The sequence below is a fragment of the Hymenobacter terricola genome (genome assembly GCF_017921975.2).
In the GTDB taxonomy this organism is placed as follows: domain Bacteria; phylum Bacteroidota; class Bacteroidia; order Cytophagales; family Hymenobacteraceae; genus Hymenobacter; species Hymenobacter terricola.
The window spans coordinates 82,396-101,954 of record NZ_JAGEMO020000027.1; the positions used below are offsets into that span (position 1 = coordinate 82,396).

At 57.9% G+C, this 19,559-nt stretch carries 15 protein-coding genes; 13 read left to right on the forward strand and 2 right to left on the reverse strand.

Going from position 1 to position 19,559, the window contains the following annotated elements; genetic code table 11:
- Positions 1–12 precede the first annotated feature (12 nt).
- From J4G38_RS18020 to J4G38_RS18030, 3 genes are read left to right on the forward strand one after another with little or no spacing between them, the layout of a single operon-like run.
- The gene (locus J4G38_RS18020) at positions 13–888 is read left to right on the forward strand and encodes a beta-1,6-N-acetylglucosaminyltransferase (protein WP_226163537.1); all 876 of its coding nucleotides are present in this window, start codon (positions 13–15) and stop codon (positions 886–888) included.
- 2 nt (positions 889–890) lie between these two features.
- The gene (locus J4G38_RS18025; protein ID WP_210520371.1) at positions 891–2,174 is read left to right on the forward strand and encodes a glycosyltransferase; all 1,284 of its coding nucleotides are present in this window, start codon (positions 891–893) and stop codon (positions 2,172–2,174) included.
- Complete coding sequence (locus J4G38_RS18030) at positions 2,171–3,523, forward strand: lipopolysaccharide biosynthesis protein (RefSeq protein WP_210520370.1); 1,353 nt, start codon at positions 2,171–2,173, stop codon at positions 3,521–3,523. The genes J4G38_RS18025 and J4G38_RS18030 overlap by 4 nt, the downstream gene beginning before the upstream one ends.
- Before the next feature lie 430 nt (positions 3,524–3,953).
- On the opposite strand, the gene J4G38_RS18035 is transcribed toward J4G38_RS18030, so the two are convergent.
- The gene (locus J4G38_RS18035) at positions 3,954–7,547 is read right to left on the reverse strand and encodes a PA14 domain-containing protein (protein ID WP_210520369.1); all 3,594 of its coding nucleotides are present in this window, start codon (positions 7,545–7,547) and stop codon (positions 3,954–3,956) included.
- 566 nt (positions 7,548–8,113) lie between these two features.
- Positions 8,114–9,688 (reverse strand): hypothetical protein, encoded by a 1,575-nt coding sequence (locus tag J4G38_RS18040; RefSeq protein ID WP_210520367.1) that lies wholly within the window; start codon positions 9,686–9,688, stop codon positions 8,114–8,116.
- A gap of 445 nt (positions 9,689–10,133) precedes the next feature.
- Between J4G38_RS18040 and J4G38_RS18045 the strand changes: the two genes are divergently transcribed.
- From J4G38_RS18045 to J4G38_RS18090, 10 genes are all read left to right on the forward strand, one after another.
- Entirely contained in the window at positions 10,134–11,615 is a 1,482-nt protein-coding gene (locus J4G38_RS18045; RefSeq protein ID WP_210520365.1) for an OmpA family protein, read from the forward strand.
- Between the two features lie 208 nt (positions 11,616–11,823).
- Positions 11,824–12,135: a hypothetical protein gene (locus tag J4G38_RS18050; protein ID WP_210520363.1), complete on the forward strand. Its 312-nt coding sequence runs from the start codon at positions 11,824–11,826 to the stop codon at positions 12,133–12,135.
- Positions 12,136–12,426: 291 nt separating this feature from the next.
- Entirely contained in the window at positions 12,427–13,503 is a 1,077-nt protein-coding gene (locus J4G38_RS18055) for a glycosyltransferase family protein (RefSeq protein ID WP_210520361.1), read from the forward strand.
- A 129-nt stretch (positions 13,504–13,632) separates the two neighbouring features.
- Positions 13,633–14,439 (forward strand): cytidylyltransferase domain-containing protein, encoded by an 807-nt coding sequence (locus J4G38_RS18060; RefSeq protein ID WP_210520360.1) that lies wholly within the window; start codon positions 13,633–13,635, stop codon positions 14,437–14,439.
- 92 nt (positions 14,440–14,531) lie between these two features.
- Positions 14,532–15,389 (forward strand): transketolase, encoded by an 858-nt coding sequence (locus J4G38_RS18065; protein ID WP_210520358.1) that lies wholly within the window; start codon positions 14,532–14,534, stop codon positions 15,387–15,389.
- A 74-nt stretch (positions 15,390–15,463) separates the two neighbouring features.
- Positions 15,464–16,417, forward strand: coding sequence for a transketolase family protein (locus tag J4G38_RS18070; protein ID WP_210520356.1), 954 nt, complete (start codon positions 15,464–15,466; stop codon positions 16,415–16,417).
- 65 nt (positions 16,418–16,482) lie between these two features.
- On the forward strand, positions 16,483–16,863 hold the full coding sequence (locus tag J4G38_RS18075) for a hypothetical protein (RefSeq protein ID WP_210520353.1): 381 nt from the start codon (positions 16,483–16,485) through the stop codon (positions 16,861–16,863).
- Positions 16,864–16,893: 30 nt separating this feature from the next.
- Entirely contained in the window at positions 16,894–18,228 is a 1,335-nt protein-coding gene (locus J4G38_RS18080) for an aminotransferase class III-fold pyridoxal phosphate-dependent enzyme (RefSeq protein ID WP_210520351.1), read from the forward strand.
- A gap of 76 nt (positions 18,229–18,304) precedes the next feature.
- A complete protein-coding gene (locus J4G38_RS18085; RefSeq protein WP_226163534.1) occupies positions 18,305–19,111 on the forward strand; it encodes an SDR family oxidoreductase in 807 nt (268 codons plus the stop codon).
- 141 nt (positions 19,112–19,252) lie between these two features.
- A partial coding sequence (locus J4G38_RS18090; RefSeq protein ID WP_226163535.1) for an N-acetylneuraminate synthase family protein occupies positions 19,253–19,559 on the forward strand: 307 nt, incomplete at its 3' end.

A 19,559-nucleotide genomic window follows, 5' to 3' on the forward strand; every position in this document is an offset into this window, starting at 1 on the left:
CACTATCCTGTGATGAAAATAGCTCATCTTATAATGGTTCATAAGAACCCAGACCAGGTGGAACGCATGATTAGAGCGTTGTCGCACGAGGATTTTGATTTTTATCTGCATATTGATGCAAAGGCAGAAATGAGTGATTTTGTACATCTGGCAGCACTACCTCGGGTATATTTTATTAAAAAAAGGTTTTGGGTTCGGTGGGCATCCTACCGGTTTACCGAGGCAATTATGCAGGGCGTTCGGGAAATTTTAACGACTCCAAGAGAGTATGACTTCATCAATCTGCTCAGCGGCCAAGATTACCCCATTAAACCGGTTGGGGACATCTATAATTTTTTTGCCCGGCACGTCGGTTTTTCTTTTCTGTCTTTTGAGCGCGAAGGGTCAAACTGGTGGAGCCATGCCATCCAACGGGTCGAAAAATATCATACTACTTATTTCGATTTCAAGGGCCAATACAAGCTACAGGCCATCATCAACGGCCTCTTGCCCAAGCGCAAATTCCCCCTGCCCTACACGTTATATGGCGGGCCCAATGGGTCGTGGTGGACCATGGGAACCGACTGCGCGACCTATTTAATTGACTTTATCGACAAGCACACCAAACTGCATCGATTCAGCCAGTTCACCTGGGGCTCCGATGAATTCCTGATTGCCACAATTCTCATGAATTCTCCCCTGAAAGACCGCATCGTAAATAACAATTACCGGTACATCGATTGGTCGGAAGGCGGCGCAAATCCCAAAACCCTAACGATTACCGATGCTCCCAAACTTAGGCAAACGCAGAAGCTATTTGCACGAAAGTTCGATACAGATTATGACGATGAAATCCTGAATGTGATTGACGACTCACTTCTCTCTTCCCGAACCAGGGTTTCCGCTTGAACATGGCAAATATTACTCATAACCGGGACATTATCGTGGTGGGCCAACAGCCCTGGGACACGCAGATTGGCAGCAACTGCAAGGACATTGCCCTGGAATTCAGCAAGCATAACCGCGTATTATACGTCAATTCGCCTCTGGACCGCAACACGCTCATTAAGGACCGCAAAGCCCCTGCCATACAGAAAAGGCTGCGCGTGATACGGGGTAAGGAAAATGGTCTGGAATTAGTGGCTGAAAATCTGTGGGTATTATACCCAAATGAGGTGCTTGAATCCATAAATTGGCTGCCTGGGGGAGCCATTCACACCTTCTTCAATAAACTAAATAATCGTCGCTTTGCCAGGTCAATTCTCAGGACTATTGACGAGCTCTCGTTTAAGGATTTCATTCTTTTCAACGACAACGATATTTTCCGCAGCTATTACTTAAAAGAATTACTGAGTCCGGCGATTAGTATTTATTACTCGCGTGACTTCATGGTTTCCGTTGATTACTGGAAGACTCACGGCCTGCGCCTGGAGCCCCAGCTTATTGCCAAAAGCGACATCTGCGTGGCCAATTCCAGCTACCTTGCAGCCTATTGCAAACAGTATAATCCAGCTTCGTTCGATATTGGGCAGGGCTGTGATATTGACCCAAGCTCGCAGCTGCAAGCTTCCCAACCCGCGGATATGCAGTCCATTCCCCGGCCTGTTATTGGCTACGTCGGGGCCCTGGTCAGTTCGCGGCTTTCGATAGAAACGTTGCGCTATATCAGTCAACAGCAGCCGATTTGGAGCCTGGTGCTCATTGGTCCCGAGGATGACACTTTCAAATTCAGCGATTTGCACGGCCTGCCAAACGTCTATTTTCTGGGTGCGAAATCCCCAACTGCTTTGCCGGCTTACATCCAGCATTTTGATGTGTGTTTAAATCCGCAGCTCGTGAATGAGATGACAATTGGTAATTACCCACGCAAAGTAGACGAGTACCTGGCGCAAGGCAAGCCTGTCGTAGCTACGCGCACGGAGGCCATGGGGTTATTCGAAAATCACACCTATCTAGCTGATAAAAAGGATGATTACATCACCCTAATTGCTCAGGCATTGCGAGAGGACCGGCCGGTTGAACAGCAAAAACGGCGCGCTTTTGCGGCCACCCACACCTGGCAGAATAGCGTGACGAAAATCTACCGCGCCATTGCCGATTACGAAGTTCACCACCTTGGCTCTCCTGCCCATCCTCATCAGGCCCCAAGTGCCGCCAAGCGCAATGCCAAGCACCCTCAACCGGCGGCCGAATGAAAACCCTCCTCACAAATCGGCACTTTTTGTCGTTGACCGGCAACGGCGTAATGGCCGTTTTCAGCATGTTATCGTATATTATCCTCTACCGGTTTCTTTCCGAAACGGATATGGGCAACTGGGTTTTTTTTCAGTTTGCATTCTTGCTGTTGGATACTTTTCGAACGGGACTTTTGCAAACTGCCCTGATTAAATTTTATTCCGGCGCGGACGAAACCCGCAAACGCGACGTAGCAGGCTCATCCTGGTATATCGGCCTGATGGTGACCAGCATATTTATCGTCATCAATATAATTGCATTCGTTTTTATCGGGTTGATTTCGGACGCCGGGGTTCTGGTAGTAATGAAATGGTTTGGAATTAGCCTCGCCGTTACGCTTCCCTACAACGTCAGCATCTGGATTTTGCAGGCTGAACAGCGGTTTGACCGGATATTATACATCCGCCTGCTTAACCAGGGCTCTTTTATTATACTGATTTTTAGCCTGTATTTGTTTCATGCTGTCGACTTGCAAGGAGTTATTTATTCATTCATTTTTGGTGCCTTTTTAACCAGTTTTGTTGCAGTAGCCGGCGGATGGGCCCGCCTCACGAGCATCCGGCACCGAACTCAGGCGACGGTTCGGGAAATATTTCATTTCGGCAAGTTCAGTTTCGGCACGTTTCTATGCGCCAACCTGCTGCGTAGCTCCGACGCGTTTATCGTCAAATTCATGATTGGGCCGGCGGCGTTGGCGGTTTATAATTTGCCGCAACGCTTGCTGGAAATCATCGAAATACCCTTGCGGAGCGGCTTAGCCACGGCAATGCCGAGCATGTCGACCGCCGTAAACCAACGCAGGGAGGCCGAAGTCGTCTACATTCTGAAGAAATACACGGTGTTACTCACGTTGCTCTTCGTGCCCATTATCATCACCATGTTTGTTTTTGCCGACGTAATTGTGGGCCTGGTTGGCGGGGGAAAATATGTAAGTACTGAAGCAGCTAATATTTACCGCATTGCCCTACTGTGCTCCCTGCTCTATCCTTTGGAAAGATTTTTGGGTGTTACGCTCGATATCATTAATAAACCGCAGCTGAATTTGATAAAAGTCATTCTGGCCCTGACGGTAAACGTATTGGCTGATATTATTTGTATCAAAGTTATGGGCAATATCTACGGGGCGGCGGTAGCCTCTGTATTTACCTTAATGGCCAGCACGATATATGGCTACGTTACGCTACACAGGTATCTCCCAATCACCTTTCGTGGAACAATTGATTTGGCCGTTTTTGAGCTGAGAGAAAGTGCTGCCTTCCTTTCTCATAAAGCCAAATTATTACGAAACCAGCAATTCCATAATCAATAAAGCCAAATTCAATTTTATCGAACCTGTAATTTCCAACTATTCAGGTTGCGCGAGGATGACAAGCCTCCTTATTCTCGCCTACGGCCGGGAAACTGAATACCCAAGAGTCCTATTTGCCATCTTGCGTTTCTGGGTTTGGTCCACTGGCAAGAATGCAAACCCAAAGCCGGATGCTACCAAGTAATAAATCCGTATTCCATCACTGGGGAAACCAGCAAAAAATACTGTTGGACAAGGCTTTGTCTAAGTTTATCACTCCGCACTTTGACAAGTAACACCTGTTTGAGTGATTGACGCCGGTGCATCCGCGGTGCTTAATTGTCAGATAATTTTCGGTCGGTCGTTGAGAAATGTCACAATCAACAAGCCGGTCGCCTGATTTCCAGACGACCGGCTTGTTGATTGTGGCAGCACTCGGCTAATTACTGTATCAGTCGGCGCGCACCAGCTTTTGCGTAACCACTTTAGTTGGCGTGATGAGCTGCACGATGTAGATACCCTGCGCCAGCCCCAGGCCCGAAAGCGTGAAATGCCGCCGCCCCCCGGCTTCGGCCGCCCCGCTGAACAGGCGCTGCACCAGTCGGTTTTGGGCATCGAAAACGGCCAGGGTGGCTGTTCCGGCGCTGGGCAGGCTGAACTCGATGGTGGTTTGGCTCGTGAACGGGTTGGGGTATACCGTCAGCTCGGGCGCCTGGCCCGGCTGGCCGGAGGTAGTGGCCAGCACCTTGGCGGTGCGGGCGGCCGGCGCGGCAAAAGGTATCAGCCGCAGGCCCGGAATGGGCGTTTCCTGCTGCCCGCTGGGGAGCGTCCAGGCCACGGAAACGTTGTCGCCGCCGCCGCCCTCCTTTTGCAGCGTCTCCACGTAGTAGCGGTGGCCCGCCAGCAGCGCAATGGCCGCCGACTGCTGGCCGCTGTACTTGGCCCATTCGTGGTAATTGGTCCAGCCCGAAAAGCCCGCAATCTGGACTTTATTGGCCGGGTTGTCGTCGGTACTTAGCCACAACTCACAGTCGTCGTCGCCCGAAATACGGAACTGGTAGTTGCCGTCCTGCGGCGGACAGAGGTAGCCCCGAATACGGGAGCCGTAGTTGTCCCCGACGTTCTGGCCGCTCTCAAACTGCGTCAGAGTGAGCGTGTTGTTGGGGGGCGTATTGGTGGGTATAGCGGGTATCGCGGTACCGCCGATGTTGGTCCACTGCTCCCACTGAATAGAGCCGGTGCCGGCACAACCAGTGGTGGGCGGCGTGGTGGTGGTGGCGCCGGCCACTACAAAGGTGGGCGTTTCGGTCACGGTGAGGGGCAGCTGGCCGTTTTGGGTGCGCACGCGGGTCAGGCTCATGTTGCGCTGGCCGCTGACGGGATGGTAGACGTAGGCCGAGTCGGCGCCGCTCAGGTCGAGGGTGTAAGTGGCCGTGCGGGCGCGCTCATCGGGCACCACCAGGGCAAAAGCGGTGCGGCCGCTGGCCTCGTAGCGGTCCACGAGCGGGTCGCGATTGATGGTGCCTTTGTAGGTAAAATTACCCAGCAGCTGGGTGGCCTGGCGCAGGAAATCAGCGGCGGGCTTGGGGGTGTGGTCGGTATTGATGAGGCCCATGGAGCTGAACTGCGTGGGGTTATTCGGGTCTTCGTCGGCCAGCTGGTAGAAGAACATGCGTTCCACGCCCCAGCGGGCGTAGAGCAGCGCGGTACGCAATATCCAGTCGGCCTGCGTTTGCAGCACCGACTTGTTGCCGATGGCAATGGCTTTGAACGGGCTGCCCTGGTTGGTATCATAGCCGGTTTCGGTCACCCACACGGGCATGTCGCGGGCGTATTGGTGGGCCAGACGCACAAAATCCTGGGCTACCTGCCCGGCTTCCGACACCTCGGGGGCCGCGCCCCTGGTAGCGTTGCCACCCTGCGACGTGCGGGCATCGTTCGAATACAAATGGTAGTTGATGACGTCCCAGCACAAATCCACCGAGCCATCGGCCCGGGTGCCGCGGTACTGGCGGCACCAGTCTATCATGCCGCGCACGTAGTCGGTGTTGGGCGACGCCAGGCCCGCCATCACCACCTGCACGCTGGGGTCGGCATTTTTCACGCCCACGCCCGGCCCCATGGTGTTCTTGTTGCCATCGTAAAAAGCCGACAGATTCGCGGCGTACTCGCGGCCGGTTTGGTAGGCTTTGCGGCCTTTCCACCACTTGTCGCGCTCGTTGTCGCACTCAATGTATTTGATGTAGCCCAGGCCAATGCGCACCTGGTTCACGCCATCGCCGGGCCAGCGGGTGCTGGCGTCCACGTGCACCAGGCTGGGGTTCACGCCGGTGTTGTAGCCGTAGCGGGCAATGTACTGGAAGGCCACTTTGGCCTGCTCGCCGTAGGAATTGGGGTCGGTGAAATCGGCCCCGTAGCGCACGGGCACGTTTTCCATGTCGCGCTCGCCGCCGGGGTACGAGTTGAGCAGCCAGTTGGGCAGGGTTTTCAGGCAGGCCAGCACCTCAATGCCCTCGGCTTTGCAGCGCTGGTAGAGGGCGTCGTAGTTCCAGCCGCCGCTATGCACGGGGTTGAAAGTGTAATTGCCCTGGCTGGATTCCAGCTTTTCCCAGTCCATGTAGTGCCGAATGCCGGTGAAGTTCTTGACGGCCGCCAGCCGGGCCTCGTCAATCTGATAGGGCACGTTGGGGTCTTCCAGGTCCCATTCGAAGGCGTTGATGCCCATTTCCTGGCGCAGCTTTATTTGTCTCTGCACGGCCAGGGCCATGGGGTCGGCGGTGGGCAAGGGGGTGCCGGTCACGTAAGAGCCGTACAGCTCGATTTCGTTGGGGTAAGCCCACGAGGCCGTCAGGACCAGCGCGCGGATGTTGCTGAAGGGCGAGCTCAGGCGGAAATTGCCCGGCTGGCTGGGGTCGGGGCCCACCCATTGGCCGTTGTGGCCGCCGGTGAAGGTGGCCACCGCCACGCGCTGCCAGGAATTGGTGAGTACCGACAGCGTCATGGGTTGGCTGGGATTGCCACTGCCCGAATCATACAGCCGGATGCTTTCCAGGCTGATGGCCTCGCCCGGCAGCAGCGTGTAATAGGCGTCGTAGGTGTCAAGTATCTTGCCCCAGCCCATCGCCACTCCCGTACTGGTCGAACCATCAAACAGGCCCTGAATGTTGTTTGAAGCATTATTCAGGCTGTACCAGCGCGAGGCATCCAACGGGATTCGGCCCGCCGTTGGGGTGCCCCCCGGCGGTGTGACCGGAGCCGCCTGCACCAGTTGCGCCTGGCTGGCGGTTGCCGCCAGCCAGGTGGAGCTGGCGGCCTGGCTGGCCGTGATAACGGCGCTGCCCGCTCCCACTACCGTGGCCTGCCACTGCCCCGAAACCGCAGAAACACTCACCACGCCCGGGTTCGATGAGGCGAAGGTGATGGGCGTAGCGGTGTTGGTGCTGCTGGCCGTCAGGGCAAATGGCGAGTCGCCCGCCGTGCGCGGTGGCAGGGCCGCAAAGGTGAGCACGGCCGCCACGGGCTGGGGCGTGTTGGGCGTGGTAGGTGTAGCAGGCGTGGTACCGGTTCGCCCGAATACCTTGACCTTAACCGGAATGTTGTTGCAGTATTTGTGAATAACAATGGCATCGGCCGTCACGGAACCGGCCACAACCAAGCTTACATACTGGTTGAATTGGTCACCGGTAAAGGTGCCAATCAGGGTGCGCTGGCTGCCATTCTGGGCGTAAATGGTGGCCGGTAGCGCCGTAAATACGCCTTGGTAATCGTACAGCGACAGCCGGCTGAGCACCGTGGGACTCTGCAGCTGGAGCGTCACGTCGATGTACTGGAAGTTGAGGGGGTTCCAGTTATTCTGCACCAGGTTGTTGAGGTCGTCATCGAGCCAGGGCGAATAATCCTGGCCGGTATTAATGCTGGGCGTAATGGTGCTAATTGCAACTGCTTGCTCGCCTGCACCGGGTGTAACCTGACCAATAGCCGAAGAGGCTAGAGAACAACCCAGAATAAATGTCAGTAAGATTTTGTTTGTCAGGTACTTAATCATACACAAGTAAAATTGAGGTGAGTAGGAATTGGACGTGGGTTTCCCGTCATCAGCACGCTGATTTTTTGAATGGCCCACTAAGTAGGATGAGTGCAAAGGGACAGCCAACAGGCGCCGCGGCTTTGCATTTGTCGGCAGAATAGACTTTGGGTAAAAGGCAACCCACGATAAATTTAAAAAAACTGCCTTTTACGTAACGGTATACTTGCGCGAGGTGGGAATATTTACTCAAGTTACAAACCCGGCAGTACAATTCCGAACGAAATCCGGAAATGACGAAAAATTGAACATCAACTCCTTGGTATCCAATTTCAGCATTAGTATCGTTTGCCCAATTTCTATTCCAACAACGCTATTATTTACAATTTATAATAAATATATTATAGTCAGCAAACTACTTTAAAATAGGCCGGAGCTAATGATATGAGTTGCGGCGCGGGGTAAATAGTTGGCGTGGCCTGACGGACAGGCAAGCAACAGAAATAAATAATAAAGCAGCTACTGGTGATTGCATCAGTGGCAGGAATTACGAATTACACTAATTGCGCTGATTGTTCCAGACCGGCCTATTTGGTGAGCACGACGGTAGCGGGCGGCTCCGCAACAAAAAAAGCCGGCGTGCCGGACAGGGCCACCCGCTGCGGGTCTGGCACGGCGACGGTGCCAGCGGCAGCATAGTTCCACGGGTATTGGACCAAGTGGGCCAGGTGCAAGGCAGTAGGGAAACCATAGGTGGCCGCCGCAACCTCGCTTTGGTCGGTCTGGGTTTTGGCCCACAGCACAAATACGGTGCGGCCGGCACCGGCAAACGCCACGCCTTCGACGCCGACGGGCAGGTGCAGCGCAACGGTGGAGGCATCGCTGTAGCGCAGGCCCTGCAGCAGCCGGGCCGTGGCACGGAAGGCCTGCCCGAGCTGGGTCATTTTCTCGTGGCCGGGAGCGTCGCGGTTCAGGTTCTCGTAGAGGCCCATCAGCTTGAATTCGTCGGGGCCCGAAACCGGCGTGGCGGGCGGCGGGGCATCGGTGGCTTCGGCCAGGCTGTAGAAATGCAGCTGCCGGAGGCCGTATTTCTGAGCCAGCACCAGGGCCTTGATGCCGAAGTTGCGCTGCATCTCGTCGGAGCCGGCGCGCCAGTCGGCCGGGCGGCGGCTGATGTTGGTTTCGGTAACGATGAAATGCTTGCCTGGGTACGTGCGGCCGTCGTAGCCGTGGCGGCGCAGCACGGCGGCCATGCCATTGCGGTGCTCGATAACCTGCGCAGCGGCATAATCCGAATTGCGGGTGTAGGCGAAGCGGCCGGCCCGCCGCCAATCGCGCCGCCGCAGGTAGTACGACGGGTACACGTGGTAGTCGAGCACATCAAAATAGGCCCCGCCGGTAGCCGGAAATTCGGCGGTGGCGGTGCCTTCGTGCGGGTTGTCAGTGTAGCGCAGCAGGGCGTCGAGGTACTGCGGGTAGCCCAGGCCGCCGGGCGTGACGTAGGCCGCGGGCCGGTACTTCTTCACCACTTCCCAGGTGATGCGCAGCGTGCGGATGTAGCAGTAGATGGGCGCCAGGGTGTTGGGCGTTTCGGCGGGCTCAGGGGCGCGCTTCAGCCACTCCTTATTCTGGGTGCCGGTGATGTAGTCGGGCTCGTTCACCACCTCCCATACCCGGATATTGGCCCCGTACTGCTGGGTGAGCTGGTAGATGTAGCGGGCGTAGTAATTGTTGGGATTGACGGTGCTGTCGGGGTTCCAGATGGGCTCGTAGAGGTTGGCAAACAGGCGGGAGGGCTCGGGGCAGCCGGGGTACGCCGCGGGGTCGCGGTGAGCGGGCGCGGGCTCACCCACAAAGCACACCAGGTCGCGCAGGCCCAGCGAATCGGCGTAGTAGGCGAAGGCTTTGCGCCGGGCATTGGGGCCCCACTTTTCCAGAAACGCCTCGGGCAGGGACACGCGGATGGTGGTGCCGCCGGCCGCGCGCACGGCGGCGGCCAGCTGCTCATCGGCCCAGGCGGTGCCGTAGTAGCCCAGGTTGCTCCCGTAGCCAAACGGCGCCGGGTAGGGCCGCACGTAGCTCTGGGCCGAGTGGGGCGCCGGGGGAGCCGCGTGTGGCGGGCCTTCGGTGCAGGCCACGAAGCCGGCGCCACCGGCTAGCAAACCCGTTAGCAGGGCCGGTACGGCCCGGTATTTCCCGGGACAGCGCAGCCGGGGCCCGGAAAACAATGCGCACGTTCCGGCGCGGCTGAGCTTGCCCATTTTAATCAATGCATTGCGGTATAAGGATGCTTCAGCGCGGGGATACCCAGCTCATGCCGGAACTGGAGCATTTGGCTGGTCAAATAATTTTCGCCAAAAGGTCGTACTTAAAAGGTATAATTCAAGCAAAATCATGCATCTTTACCAATATTTATTCTTATAAAGTGAATTATTTGCACCAAGCAGCGGTATATGAGATTCACAGTGCTCTATGGAAGGAAGCATTTCCTGAGCCAGTAGCACGTCGGGATATCGTTCAGGCCCGCCGCTTCCACTTGTATCACCCAAGGGGGCTGATAAGGATTTTTCAATTGAAAACCAATTAGTTATCAACCAACCAATCATTATGGAAATGAAAAGCGACTTGGTAGAAAAAGTAAAGTTTTGCTTCACTAGCAAGGTTATCAGCCAGCTCAGCATGTTGGTCGACGAAACCGAGCCGGGAGTTGAGCGGGCCCTGAGTAAATCGGTGCCGCTGGTTCTCAACGGGATGCTGAGCCAGGTAGAGCGCGGCGTGGCCCCCGCGGCCCTGCTCAACATGGTGCGGGAAGCCGACGCCGCCGAAGTGCTGACGCAGCTATCGGAAGCCCGCGCGGACTGGCACGAGCGCGGCACCAACTTACTACTTGACCTGCTGAGCGATACGTACCGCAGCACCGTAAACCAGATTGCCGTTGACGCCAGCATCCGGCCCACGGCGAGCGGGACGCTGCTGCAGGTGGCAGCCACGGCCGTGCTGGGCGTGCTGGGCAAATTTGCCGCCGAAAATGACCTCACGCCCTCGGAGTTTATTCTATGGCTGCAATCGCAGAAAGATGCCATCAGCGCAGCCATGCTGCCGGCTTTTGGGAGCAGCGCGCTGGTTACACAGCCCAGCCAGGCCGCCGCGCTGCGGCAACCCGCGGCGGTGCCGCCCCGCATGACGGCCCCCGTGCGCATGGCCCGCGAAGAGCCCGCGTACGCCCCTGCGGCCGGGCCTCAGGGCATCGGCAAGCTGCTGAGCTGGCAGTGGGGCGTGGTGCTGCTGCTGCTGGCCGTGGGGCTGGGTTATTTCTTCGGGAGCGACTACTTCGGGCGGGCCAACCGGCCACTGGAACGCACGGCCACTACCGCTACCCCTGATGCAGAAGTTATTGCCTCCGAACCTGCTGACCCGATTACGACCGCGCCTCCTGCTGCCAACGAAACGCCACCAGTGGCTACGGCGGCGGCCCCAGCTCCAGCCCCGGCGGCCACTGCCACAACGGCCCCGGTAGCGGTGGCCCGCCCCGCCGCCAGCCGCCCCGCTCCCACGCCCCGGCCCGAGCCAGCCGGGGGCCGCTACGACATCAACCGCGATACCTACATCTACGACACCGGCCGGCCCATCCTGCTGACTCTGGCCGACGGCAGCCACCAGAAAGTAGGGGCCAACTCTTCAGAAAACCGCTTGTACACCTTTTTGGCGACGGCCGCCGTGCAGGTCGATTCCGTGAACCGCACCAAGGGCTGGATAAATTTTGACCGTGTGTATTTCGAGCCCGGTTCGGCCACCCTCACGTCCGAATCGATGCCGCAGCTGCGCAACATCGCCAGCATTCTCAAAACCTTCCCGAAATCGGTGGTGAAAATCGGGGGCTACACCGACAGCACCGGCGTGGCGCTGAGCAACCTGGAGCTGAGCGAAGCGCGGGCCCGCGCGGCCATGCTGGCCCTGGCCAATATGGGCATCGACCTCGACCGACTGCAAGCCAAGGGCTACGGTGCCAAATACTTCGTATCGCCGAATACGACGCCGGCTACCCGGTCGCTCAATCGCCGGGTCAGCATTCGCGTGCTGAAAAAGTAGCGGCCGGATGCAGCGGCATGGTCTGAGCCGGCCGGGGAAGATGCCGCGCGATTTATGCGGAACCCATTTTCAGTAAGTTCCTCATTAACAACCCGTATTTATCAGGATAAACCGCGTAAAAACGCGACAGAACTTTACAATACCTCTGCATGGGCGCAATGCCGCCGGGCTGAGAGTCCCGGCTTAGCCACCGTTTTCTTGTTCCAGCATGAACTCAAATTCAACGTTTTCCCTGCCTGCCGGGTCCCTCGGCGACGTCGCGTTTGTGACTTACCTGTACTATCGGCAAGCCCGCAACGTGGCCGCCACCGCCGCCGATTTTTCGGCCTGGCTGGCGTCGTTGCCGGCCGCCGCCCGCGCCCGCGCCGAAGCCCGGGGCCCGGCGGCGGCCCGGCTGGTGCCGGACTTTAAACGGTTTTTGCTGGAAGCCCGGGGCCACCGACTGGTTGATTTTATGGCGTCCCGGCTGGCGCCCACGGTGCTGGCCTATTGGCTGGCGCTGCCCGATGAGGACCTGTAGCCAACTATCGGCCGGCGGCGGTAACGGGCGCAACAAGACCATTCCACGATTTTTGGTCACTTTTTATATGGCCGGGTAATGACGTGAGTGCCTTCGCAATTAGCTAACCTGGGCTTATCCTCATCATCATCCTGGCCTCGTTACTTCGTCGGCTGTTAAGTAACTTGGCCGCGAGCCCTGCTGCCCCCACAACCCGCCAAGGCCGCTGCAAAACCAGCGGCGGCCTTGGCGGGTTGTGGGGGCGCTAAGGCGGCAAAATTGTGGCCCGGTTACTTCATCTTTTCTTCTTGCATGTCCCGAAAAAAGGTTCTGTTTCTCATCGGTTCACCCAATCAGACCACGCAGATGCACCAGATTGCGCAGCTGCTGGAAGACGAATTCGAGCCCTATTTCAGCCAGCTTTACTACGACGGCTGGATGCGCGGCTTCTACAAATTCCTGCTCCGGACGGGTGGCCTGAACCCCACCATCGTCACCGGCAAAATCAAGGCCAAGGCCGATAAGTACCTGGCCGAGCATGGCCTGAACAACGACTTTGAGGGCCGGCAGTTTGGCAACACCTACGACCTCATCGTGTGTTGCTCCGACGTGATTGTGCCCTGGCCGCTGGTGCGCGCCACCAAAACGGTGTTTGTGCAGGAAGGCATGACCGACCCCCTCAACCTGTGGGGCCGCCTCATCCGCAAGCTCAACTGGATGCCCATTCTGGCCATCGGCACGGCCCTGAACGGCCTGGCCAACTGCTGCGACATCTACTGCGTGGCCTCGGAAGGCTACAGGAAGCACTTCAACTACGTGGGCGTCGACCGCAACAAGCTCATCGTGACGGGCATCCCGAACTTCGATAACATCGAGCAGGTGCGGCACAATGACTTTCCGCATCACGGCTACGTGCTGGTGGCCACCTCCGACCTGCGCGAAACCTACACCCCCGAAAACCGGCCCAAATTCATCCGGGAGTGCGCCCGCATTGCGGCCGGCCGGCCCCTCATTTTCAAGCTGCACCCCAACGAGACGCTGCCCCGCGCCGTGGACGAAATCAGGCAGCACGCCCCGCCCGGCACCCTTATTTATACGGAAGGCAACACCGACCACATGATTGCCAACTGCGTGGAGCTCATCACCCAATATTCGACGGTGGTATACGTGGGCCTGGCGTTGGGCAAGCCGGTCCATTCCTATTTCGATGTAGACGACCTGAAACGCAAACTCCCGTGGCAGAACGGCGGCACGTCGTCGCGGCGCATTGCGGCCATTTGCCGGGCCTTCAGCCGCTTCGAGGGCAGCGGGCCGGCCTTCCTGCGCCAGTACCAACCCGAGGACTTTGCCGCGTCGGAGCGGGCCGATGAGACCTTGGCAGTGCATTAGGGCCGCTGGTTTCGGGCCGCATTTTAATCAATTAGGAAACAGGGAATTATTCATAATAATCGAGTTTTCGGGCATTTTTTTAGCGTATTTCAGTTTGATTTCCGACTACCCCGTACCGACTGCTTATTCATGCCCATCCCCCGAATCTTAACCGTTGTGCAGGCCCGCATGGGCTCGTCGCGCCTGCCGGGCAAGGTATTGCTGCCGCTGGCCGGCCAGCCCCTGCTGGTGCGTATGGTGGAGCGGGTGCAGGGCGCCCACCTGGCCGGCGCCGTGGTAGTGGCCACCACCACCGAGGCCGCCGATGATGCCGTGGCCGCCTGCTGCGCCGCCCACGGCCTGGAATGCTTCCGGGGCGATGCCCTGGACTTGCTCGACCGCCACTACCAGGCCGCCCGCTACTACGGGGCCGACGTGGTGCTGAAAATTCCGTCTGACTGCCCGCTCATCGACCCGGCCATCATTGATGAAGTGGTGGGTTTTTACCTGCACTTCGCCGACCGCTACGACTTCGTGAGCAACCTGCACCCCGCCACCTTTCCCGATGGCAACGACGTGGAAGTAATGCCCATCGAAGCCCTGGAAACGGCCTGGCGCGAAGCCAAGCGGCCACTGGAACGCGAGCATACCACCCCTTTTTTCTGGGAAAACCCCGGCCGGTTTCGCTTGGCTAATGTGACCTGGGACTCGGGGAAGGACTTTTCAATGAGCCACCGCTGGACCATCGACTACCCGGAAGACTATGCATTCATCAGCGCCGTTTACGCTGCTTTGCATCCAACCAGGCCGGATTTTGGCCTCGATGACATTCTGCAATTGCTGAACCGGCGCCCCGACATTGCCCAGCTCAACGCCCACCTGACGGGCGTGAACTGGTACCGTAACCACCTCGACGAGCTCAAAACCGTGGACCCGTCGCAAACCCGCAAAATCTAGTTGTCAGTTGTTCGTTGTCAGTTTTTTGATGCGACTGGCGAACGACCTAAAAACTGACAACTGACAACAAACAACTGACAACTATATACCCTATGACCAATACCAAACGCCAAGAGCTGTCCGACCGGGCCCTGAAGGTGCGCGAGCACATCGTGCGCCTCAGCACCAACGGCGGCTGCTTCACCGGTGCCTCCCTGAGCTGCGCCGACCTGCTGGTGTACCTCTATTCCGACTTCCTCAATGTGCGGCCGGATAATCTCACGGACCCGACGCGGGATTACTTGTTCCTTTCCAAAGGCCACGACGTGCCGGCCCTCTACGGCACGTTCGTGGAGCTGGGCTTTATTGATAAAGCCCGCCTCGACCACCACCTGAGCACCGACGACCACATTTACTGGCACCCCAACCGCAACGTGCCGGGCGTGGAATTCCACTCCGGCTCGCTCGGCCACCTGCCCGGCGTGGCCCTCGGCGTGGCGATGGATTGCCGGATGCGCGGCCAGGACAACAAGGTCATCGTCATCACCGGCGACGGCGAGTTGAACGAGGGCACCGTCTGGGAAAGCCTGTTGGTAGCCAGCGCCCACCAGGTCAACAACCTCACGCTGGTAGTCGACCGCAACCATTTCCAGGCCAACGTGGCCACCGAAGACCTGATTCCGCTGGAGCCGCTGGCCCCCAAGTTTGAGGCCTTCGGCTGCGAAGTGCGCCGGATTGATGGGCACGACTTCGCGCAGCTGGAAGAAGCCTTTTCGGCCCTGCCCTTCTCCGATACGAAGCCGTCGGTCATCATCTGCGACACGGTGCGCGGGCGCGGCCTGCCCAGCATCGAAGCGCGGGCCGACCGCTGGTTCTGCAACTTCTCGGCTGATGAAGTAACCGAGCTGCTGAAGGAGCTACATAGCCAGGAAGCCACCAAACTCACCAGCGAAACGCTGACGGTACGGTAGAATTAAGTAGCGCGGACTTTGTAGTCCGCGAGTAAACGATTCATCCGCGGACTACAAAGTCCGCGCTACATCCCATGACCTACGAAGAACTAATCAAAGAAACCGCCCTCGCCGATGAGCGCATCGTGGTGATGACGGCCGAAAACCGCGCCCTCATCCGCAACCTGCCGGCCGTGCTCGGCCCGCGCTTCATCGATACCGGCATCACGGAGCAAACGCTCATCGGCGCGGCGGCCGGCCTGGCCCTGCGCGGGCGCGTGCCGATTCTGCACGCGCTGGCCACTTTTCTCACGCTGCGGGCCTTCGAATTCATCCGCACCGACGTGGGCATCGGCCAGCTGCCGGTGAAGCTGAGCGGCTTTGTGCCCGGCTTCCTCTCCGACGGCAACGGCCCCACCCACCAGGCCATCGAGGACGTGAGCCTGATGCGCGGCATCCCCGGCATGACCGTTTTCGCGCCCGCTGATGAGGCCGATATGCTCGCCATGCTGCCGGCCATCTGGGCCTCGCCATCACCGGCTTATGTGCGTGTCAACACCCGCCCGGCTACTTACGAGCACGCTCCGTTTGAGATAGGCAAGGCTGAAATAGTGGCTGAGGGAACCGACATCACCATCCTCACCTACGGCATGCTCTTCGAGCAAACAATGGTGGCCCGCGAGCTGCTGCAAGCCCAGGGCAAATCCGTCGGCCTCGTCAACCTGCGCAGCCTCAAGCCAATTGACGAAGCGGCCCTGCTCGACGTGGTGCGGCGTGGTTCGCTCATCGTGACGGTGGAAGACCATTTCGTCACCGGCGGCCTCTTTTCCATTCTGGCCGAGGTGCTGCTGCGCAACCAGCTCACGGCCCGCGTGTTGCCACTAGCGCTGGAGGAGCGGTGGTACCGCCCCGGCCGCCTCAGCGCGGTGCTGGAGTACGAAGGCTTCACCGGCCGCCACATTGCCCGCCGCATCGCTGAGCACTTGGGCGAGTCGGGAGCGGCTATTACACCGGGTCCGGCCGTGCTGGAGAACCAGTTTGCGGAATAACTGCGGCTATTAGCATGATTGTAACAGCGTCCGAAAGAACGTTCCTAAAGTTCACTAGAAGGGTATTGATTATTTGGACTATTGAAACCTTCTTCAATTCTATTGCTGGTGCAACATGGGGCTATTTCTCTAAATACAATTCAACTTTTTTCCTAGAACTCCTATGGGGAAGCTTGCTTGTATATGCTTCAATCAAAGCAGTATTTCATTTACTTCCTTATTGGATTGCTTATCGTTTTTTATCGCTTCCCAATAAGCCCATTGCTCACTTTGTAGCAACGCAAGTTGGTCTATTCATTTTCGTATCCTTAATAGCAGGCGGAATTTTTGCCTGGAACCTGTTTTATAATGACCTCTACCTTGCTGTTGGAATGGTCATTTCTTCAGCAATTGCCGCTTTTCTTTTTGCTTATTTCGAAAAGAAATATGACATGAGTCGCGTTTAAGTTTTCACGCTTGCTTTGCCAATTTCCCCCATGCCCAACACCGTTTCCTCCAACGAGAATTACCCCGACATCACGAAGTCGGATGAGCTTTACGCCCGCGCTCAGAAAATCATGACGCCCGTGACCCAGACCCTCGCCAAAGGCCCCGGCCAGTACACCAAAGGCGTGAGCCCCAAGTACGTGAAGCGCGCCAAAGGCTCCCACATCTGGGACGCGGACGGCAACGAATACCTTGATTTCCAGATGGGTATTGGCCCCATTTCGCTGGGCTATGCTTACCCGCGGGTAGACGATGCCATTCGCGCCCAGTTGGAAGACGGCATCACGTTTTCGATGATGCATGAGCTGGAAGTGGAGCTTTCGGAGCTGATTCACGAGATTATTCCCAACGCGGAGAGCATCCGCATCAGCAAAACCGGCGCGGACGTGTGCTCGGCGGCGGTGCGGGTTTCGCGCGCCTTCACCGGGCGCGACAAGGTGCTGTGCTGCGGTTACCACGGCTGGCACGACTGGTACATCGGCACCACCAGCCGCGACAAAGGCATTCCTACGGCCACCAAGGAGTTGACCGCCGCTTTTGAGTACAACAACATCGATTCGCTGAAAGCTTTGCTCGATGAGAATGTGGCCTGCGTGATTCTGGAGCCCTTTATTTTCGACGCGCCCAAGGACAACTTCCTGCACGAAGTGGCCCGGCTGTGCAAGGAAAACGGCACGCTGCTGATTTTCGATGAGATGTGGACCGGCTTCCGCGTGGCCGTGGGCGGCGCGCAGGAATATTTCGGCATCACGCCCGATTTGGCGGTGTATTCCAAGGCCTTTGCCAACGGGATGCCCATTGCCCTGCTCACCGGCCGCCGCGATGTGATGGAGCTGTTCGAGCAGGACGTTTTCTTCTTCACCACCTTCGGCGGCGAGGCGCTGAGCATGGCCGCGGCCATGGCCACCATCGCCGAAATGCGCGAGCAGAACGTGCCCGCCCGCCTCGCCGAGCAAGGCAAAAAGCTCAAGGACGGCTACAACGACATTGCCGCCGAGCTGGGCCTGACCGCCTTCACGAAATGCTATGGCTACGACTGCCGCACGATAGTAACTTTCGACGCCTCGGCCGGTAATCCGATGGAAATCAAGGCCTTTATGCAGCAGGAGCTATTCAAGCGCGGCATCATGTGGGGCGGCTTCCACAACATGTGCTTCTCGCACTCGGATGAAGACGTGGCCTACACGCTCTCGGCCTACCGCGAGGTGCTGCCGCTGCTGAAAGAAGCCATTGAAGCAAAAGACGTGGCCTCGCGCCTGCTGGGCGAGCCGGTGGAAGCCGTGTTCCGCAAGGTGACGAATGCTGCGCCGGTGAAAGCCAAATAAAAAGAACGTCATGCTTATCTGGCGTCCGCGCAACCGAAGCATGACGTTCAATAATTCACCCAACTTCTTACTCTACTTGGACCTGTTCTCTCTCGCCAACAAAACGGCCATCGTCACCGGCGCCTGCGGGCTTATCGGCCGGCAGCACTGCGCGGCGCTGGCCGCAGCCGGGGCCAATGTGGTAGTGGCCGACCTCAACGCGGAAGCCTGTGCAGCTGTGGTGGCCGAGCTGCCCGGCGGCCCGCACCTGCCGGTTTCAGTGAACGTGACCAGCCCGGAATCGCTGGCTGCCGCGCGTGACCAGATTCTGGCCCGCTTCGGCCACATCGATGTGCTGGTGAACAATGCCGCCATCAACGACATGTTCGAGAACCCCGCGCTGGCGGCCGACTTGAGCAAATTCGAAAACTTCCCGCTCGCCACTTTCCAGCAGGTGCTGGAGGTGAACGTGACGGGCGTATTCCTGGCGGCGCAGGTATTCGGCACGCCGATGGCGCAGCAGGGCAGCGGCAGCATCATCAACGTGGCCAGCACCTACGGCATTGTGGGGCCCGACCAGAGCATCTACCGCAACGAAGCCGGCGAGCAAACCTTCTACAAATCACCTTCCTACCCCATGACCAAAGGCGCGGTGGTGAATTTCACGCGCTACCTGGCTGCCTACTGGGGCCAGGCCGGCGTGCGCGTCAACACCCTCTCGCCCGGTGGCGTGGAGAATAGCCAGGACGAATTTTTCGTGAAGCAATACAGCGCCAAAACGCCGCTGGGCCGCATGGCGACGGCTACCGATTACCAGGGGGCCGTGGTATTTCTGGCTTCGGATGCTTCTGCTTACATGACCGGGGCCAACCTTGTCGTGGATGGCGGCTGGACGGCTATTTGATTTTTTAACAACTGGTTACCCGGCCAATTTCGTACCTGGCGAGTGGCATCATAAGCAACACAACAGTAGGCACAACCGATTTTCGGCAGCCTTATTTCCCCAGACTTCTCACTCATTCCCAACCAGCTAATTTTTCGCTTTATGAATGCTGTTGAAATCAGTAAAAACCGGTCCATCGGCGCGGGTCACCCCGCCTACATCATCGCCGAAATCGGCATCAACCACAACGGCTCGCTGGACCTGGCCAAACAGCTTATTTCGGAAGCGGCCCGGGCCGGCTGCGATGCCGTAAAATTCCAGAAGCGCACCCCCGAGCTGTGCGTGCCCAAAGACCAGTGGGAAAAGCAGCGCGACACTCCCTGGGGCCGCATGAGCTACATCGACTACAAGCGCAAAACTGAGTTCGGCCAGGCTGAATACACGGCCATCGACGATTATTGCCGCGCCC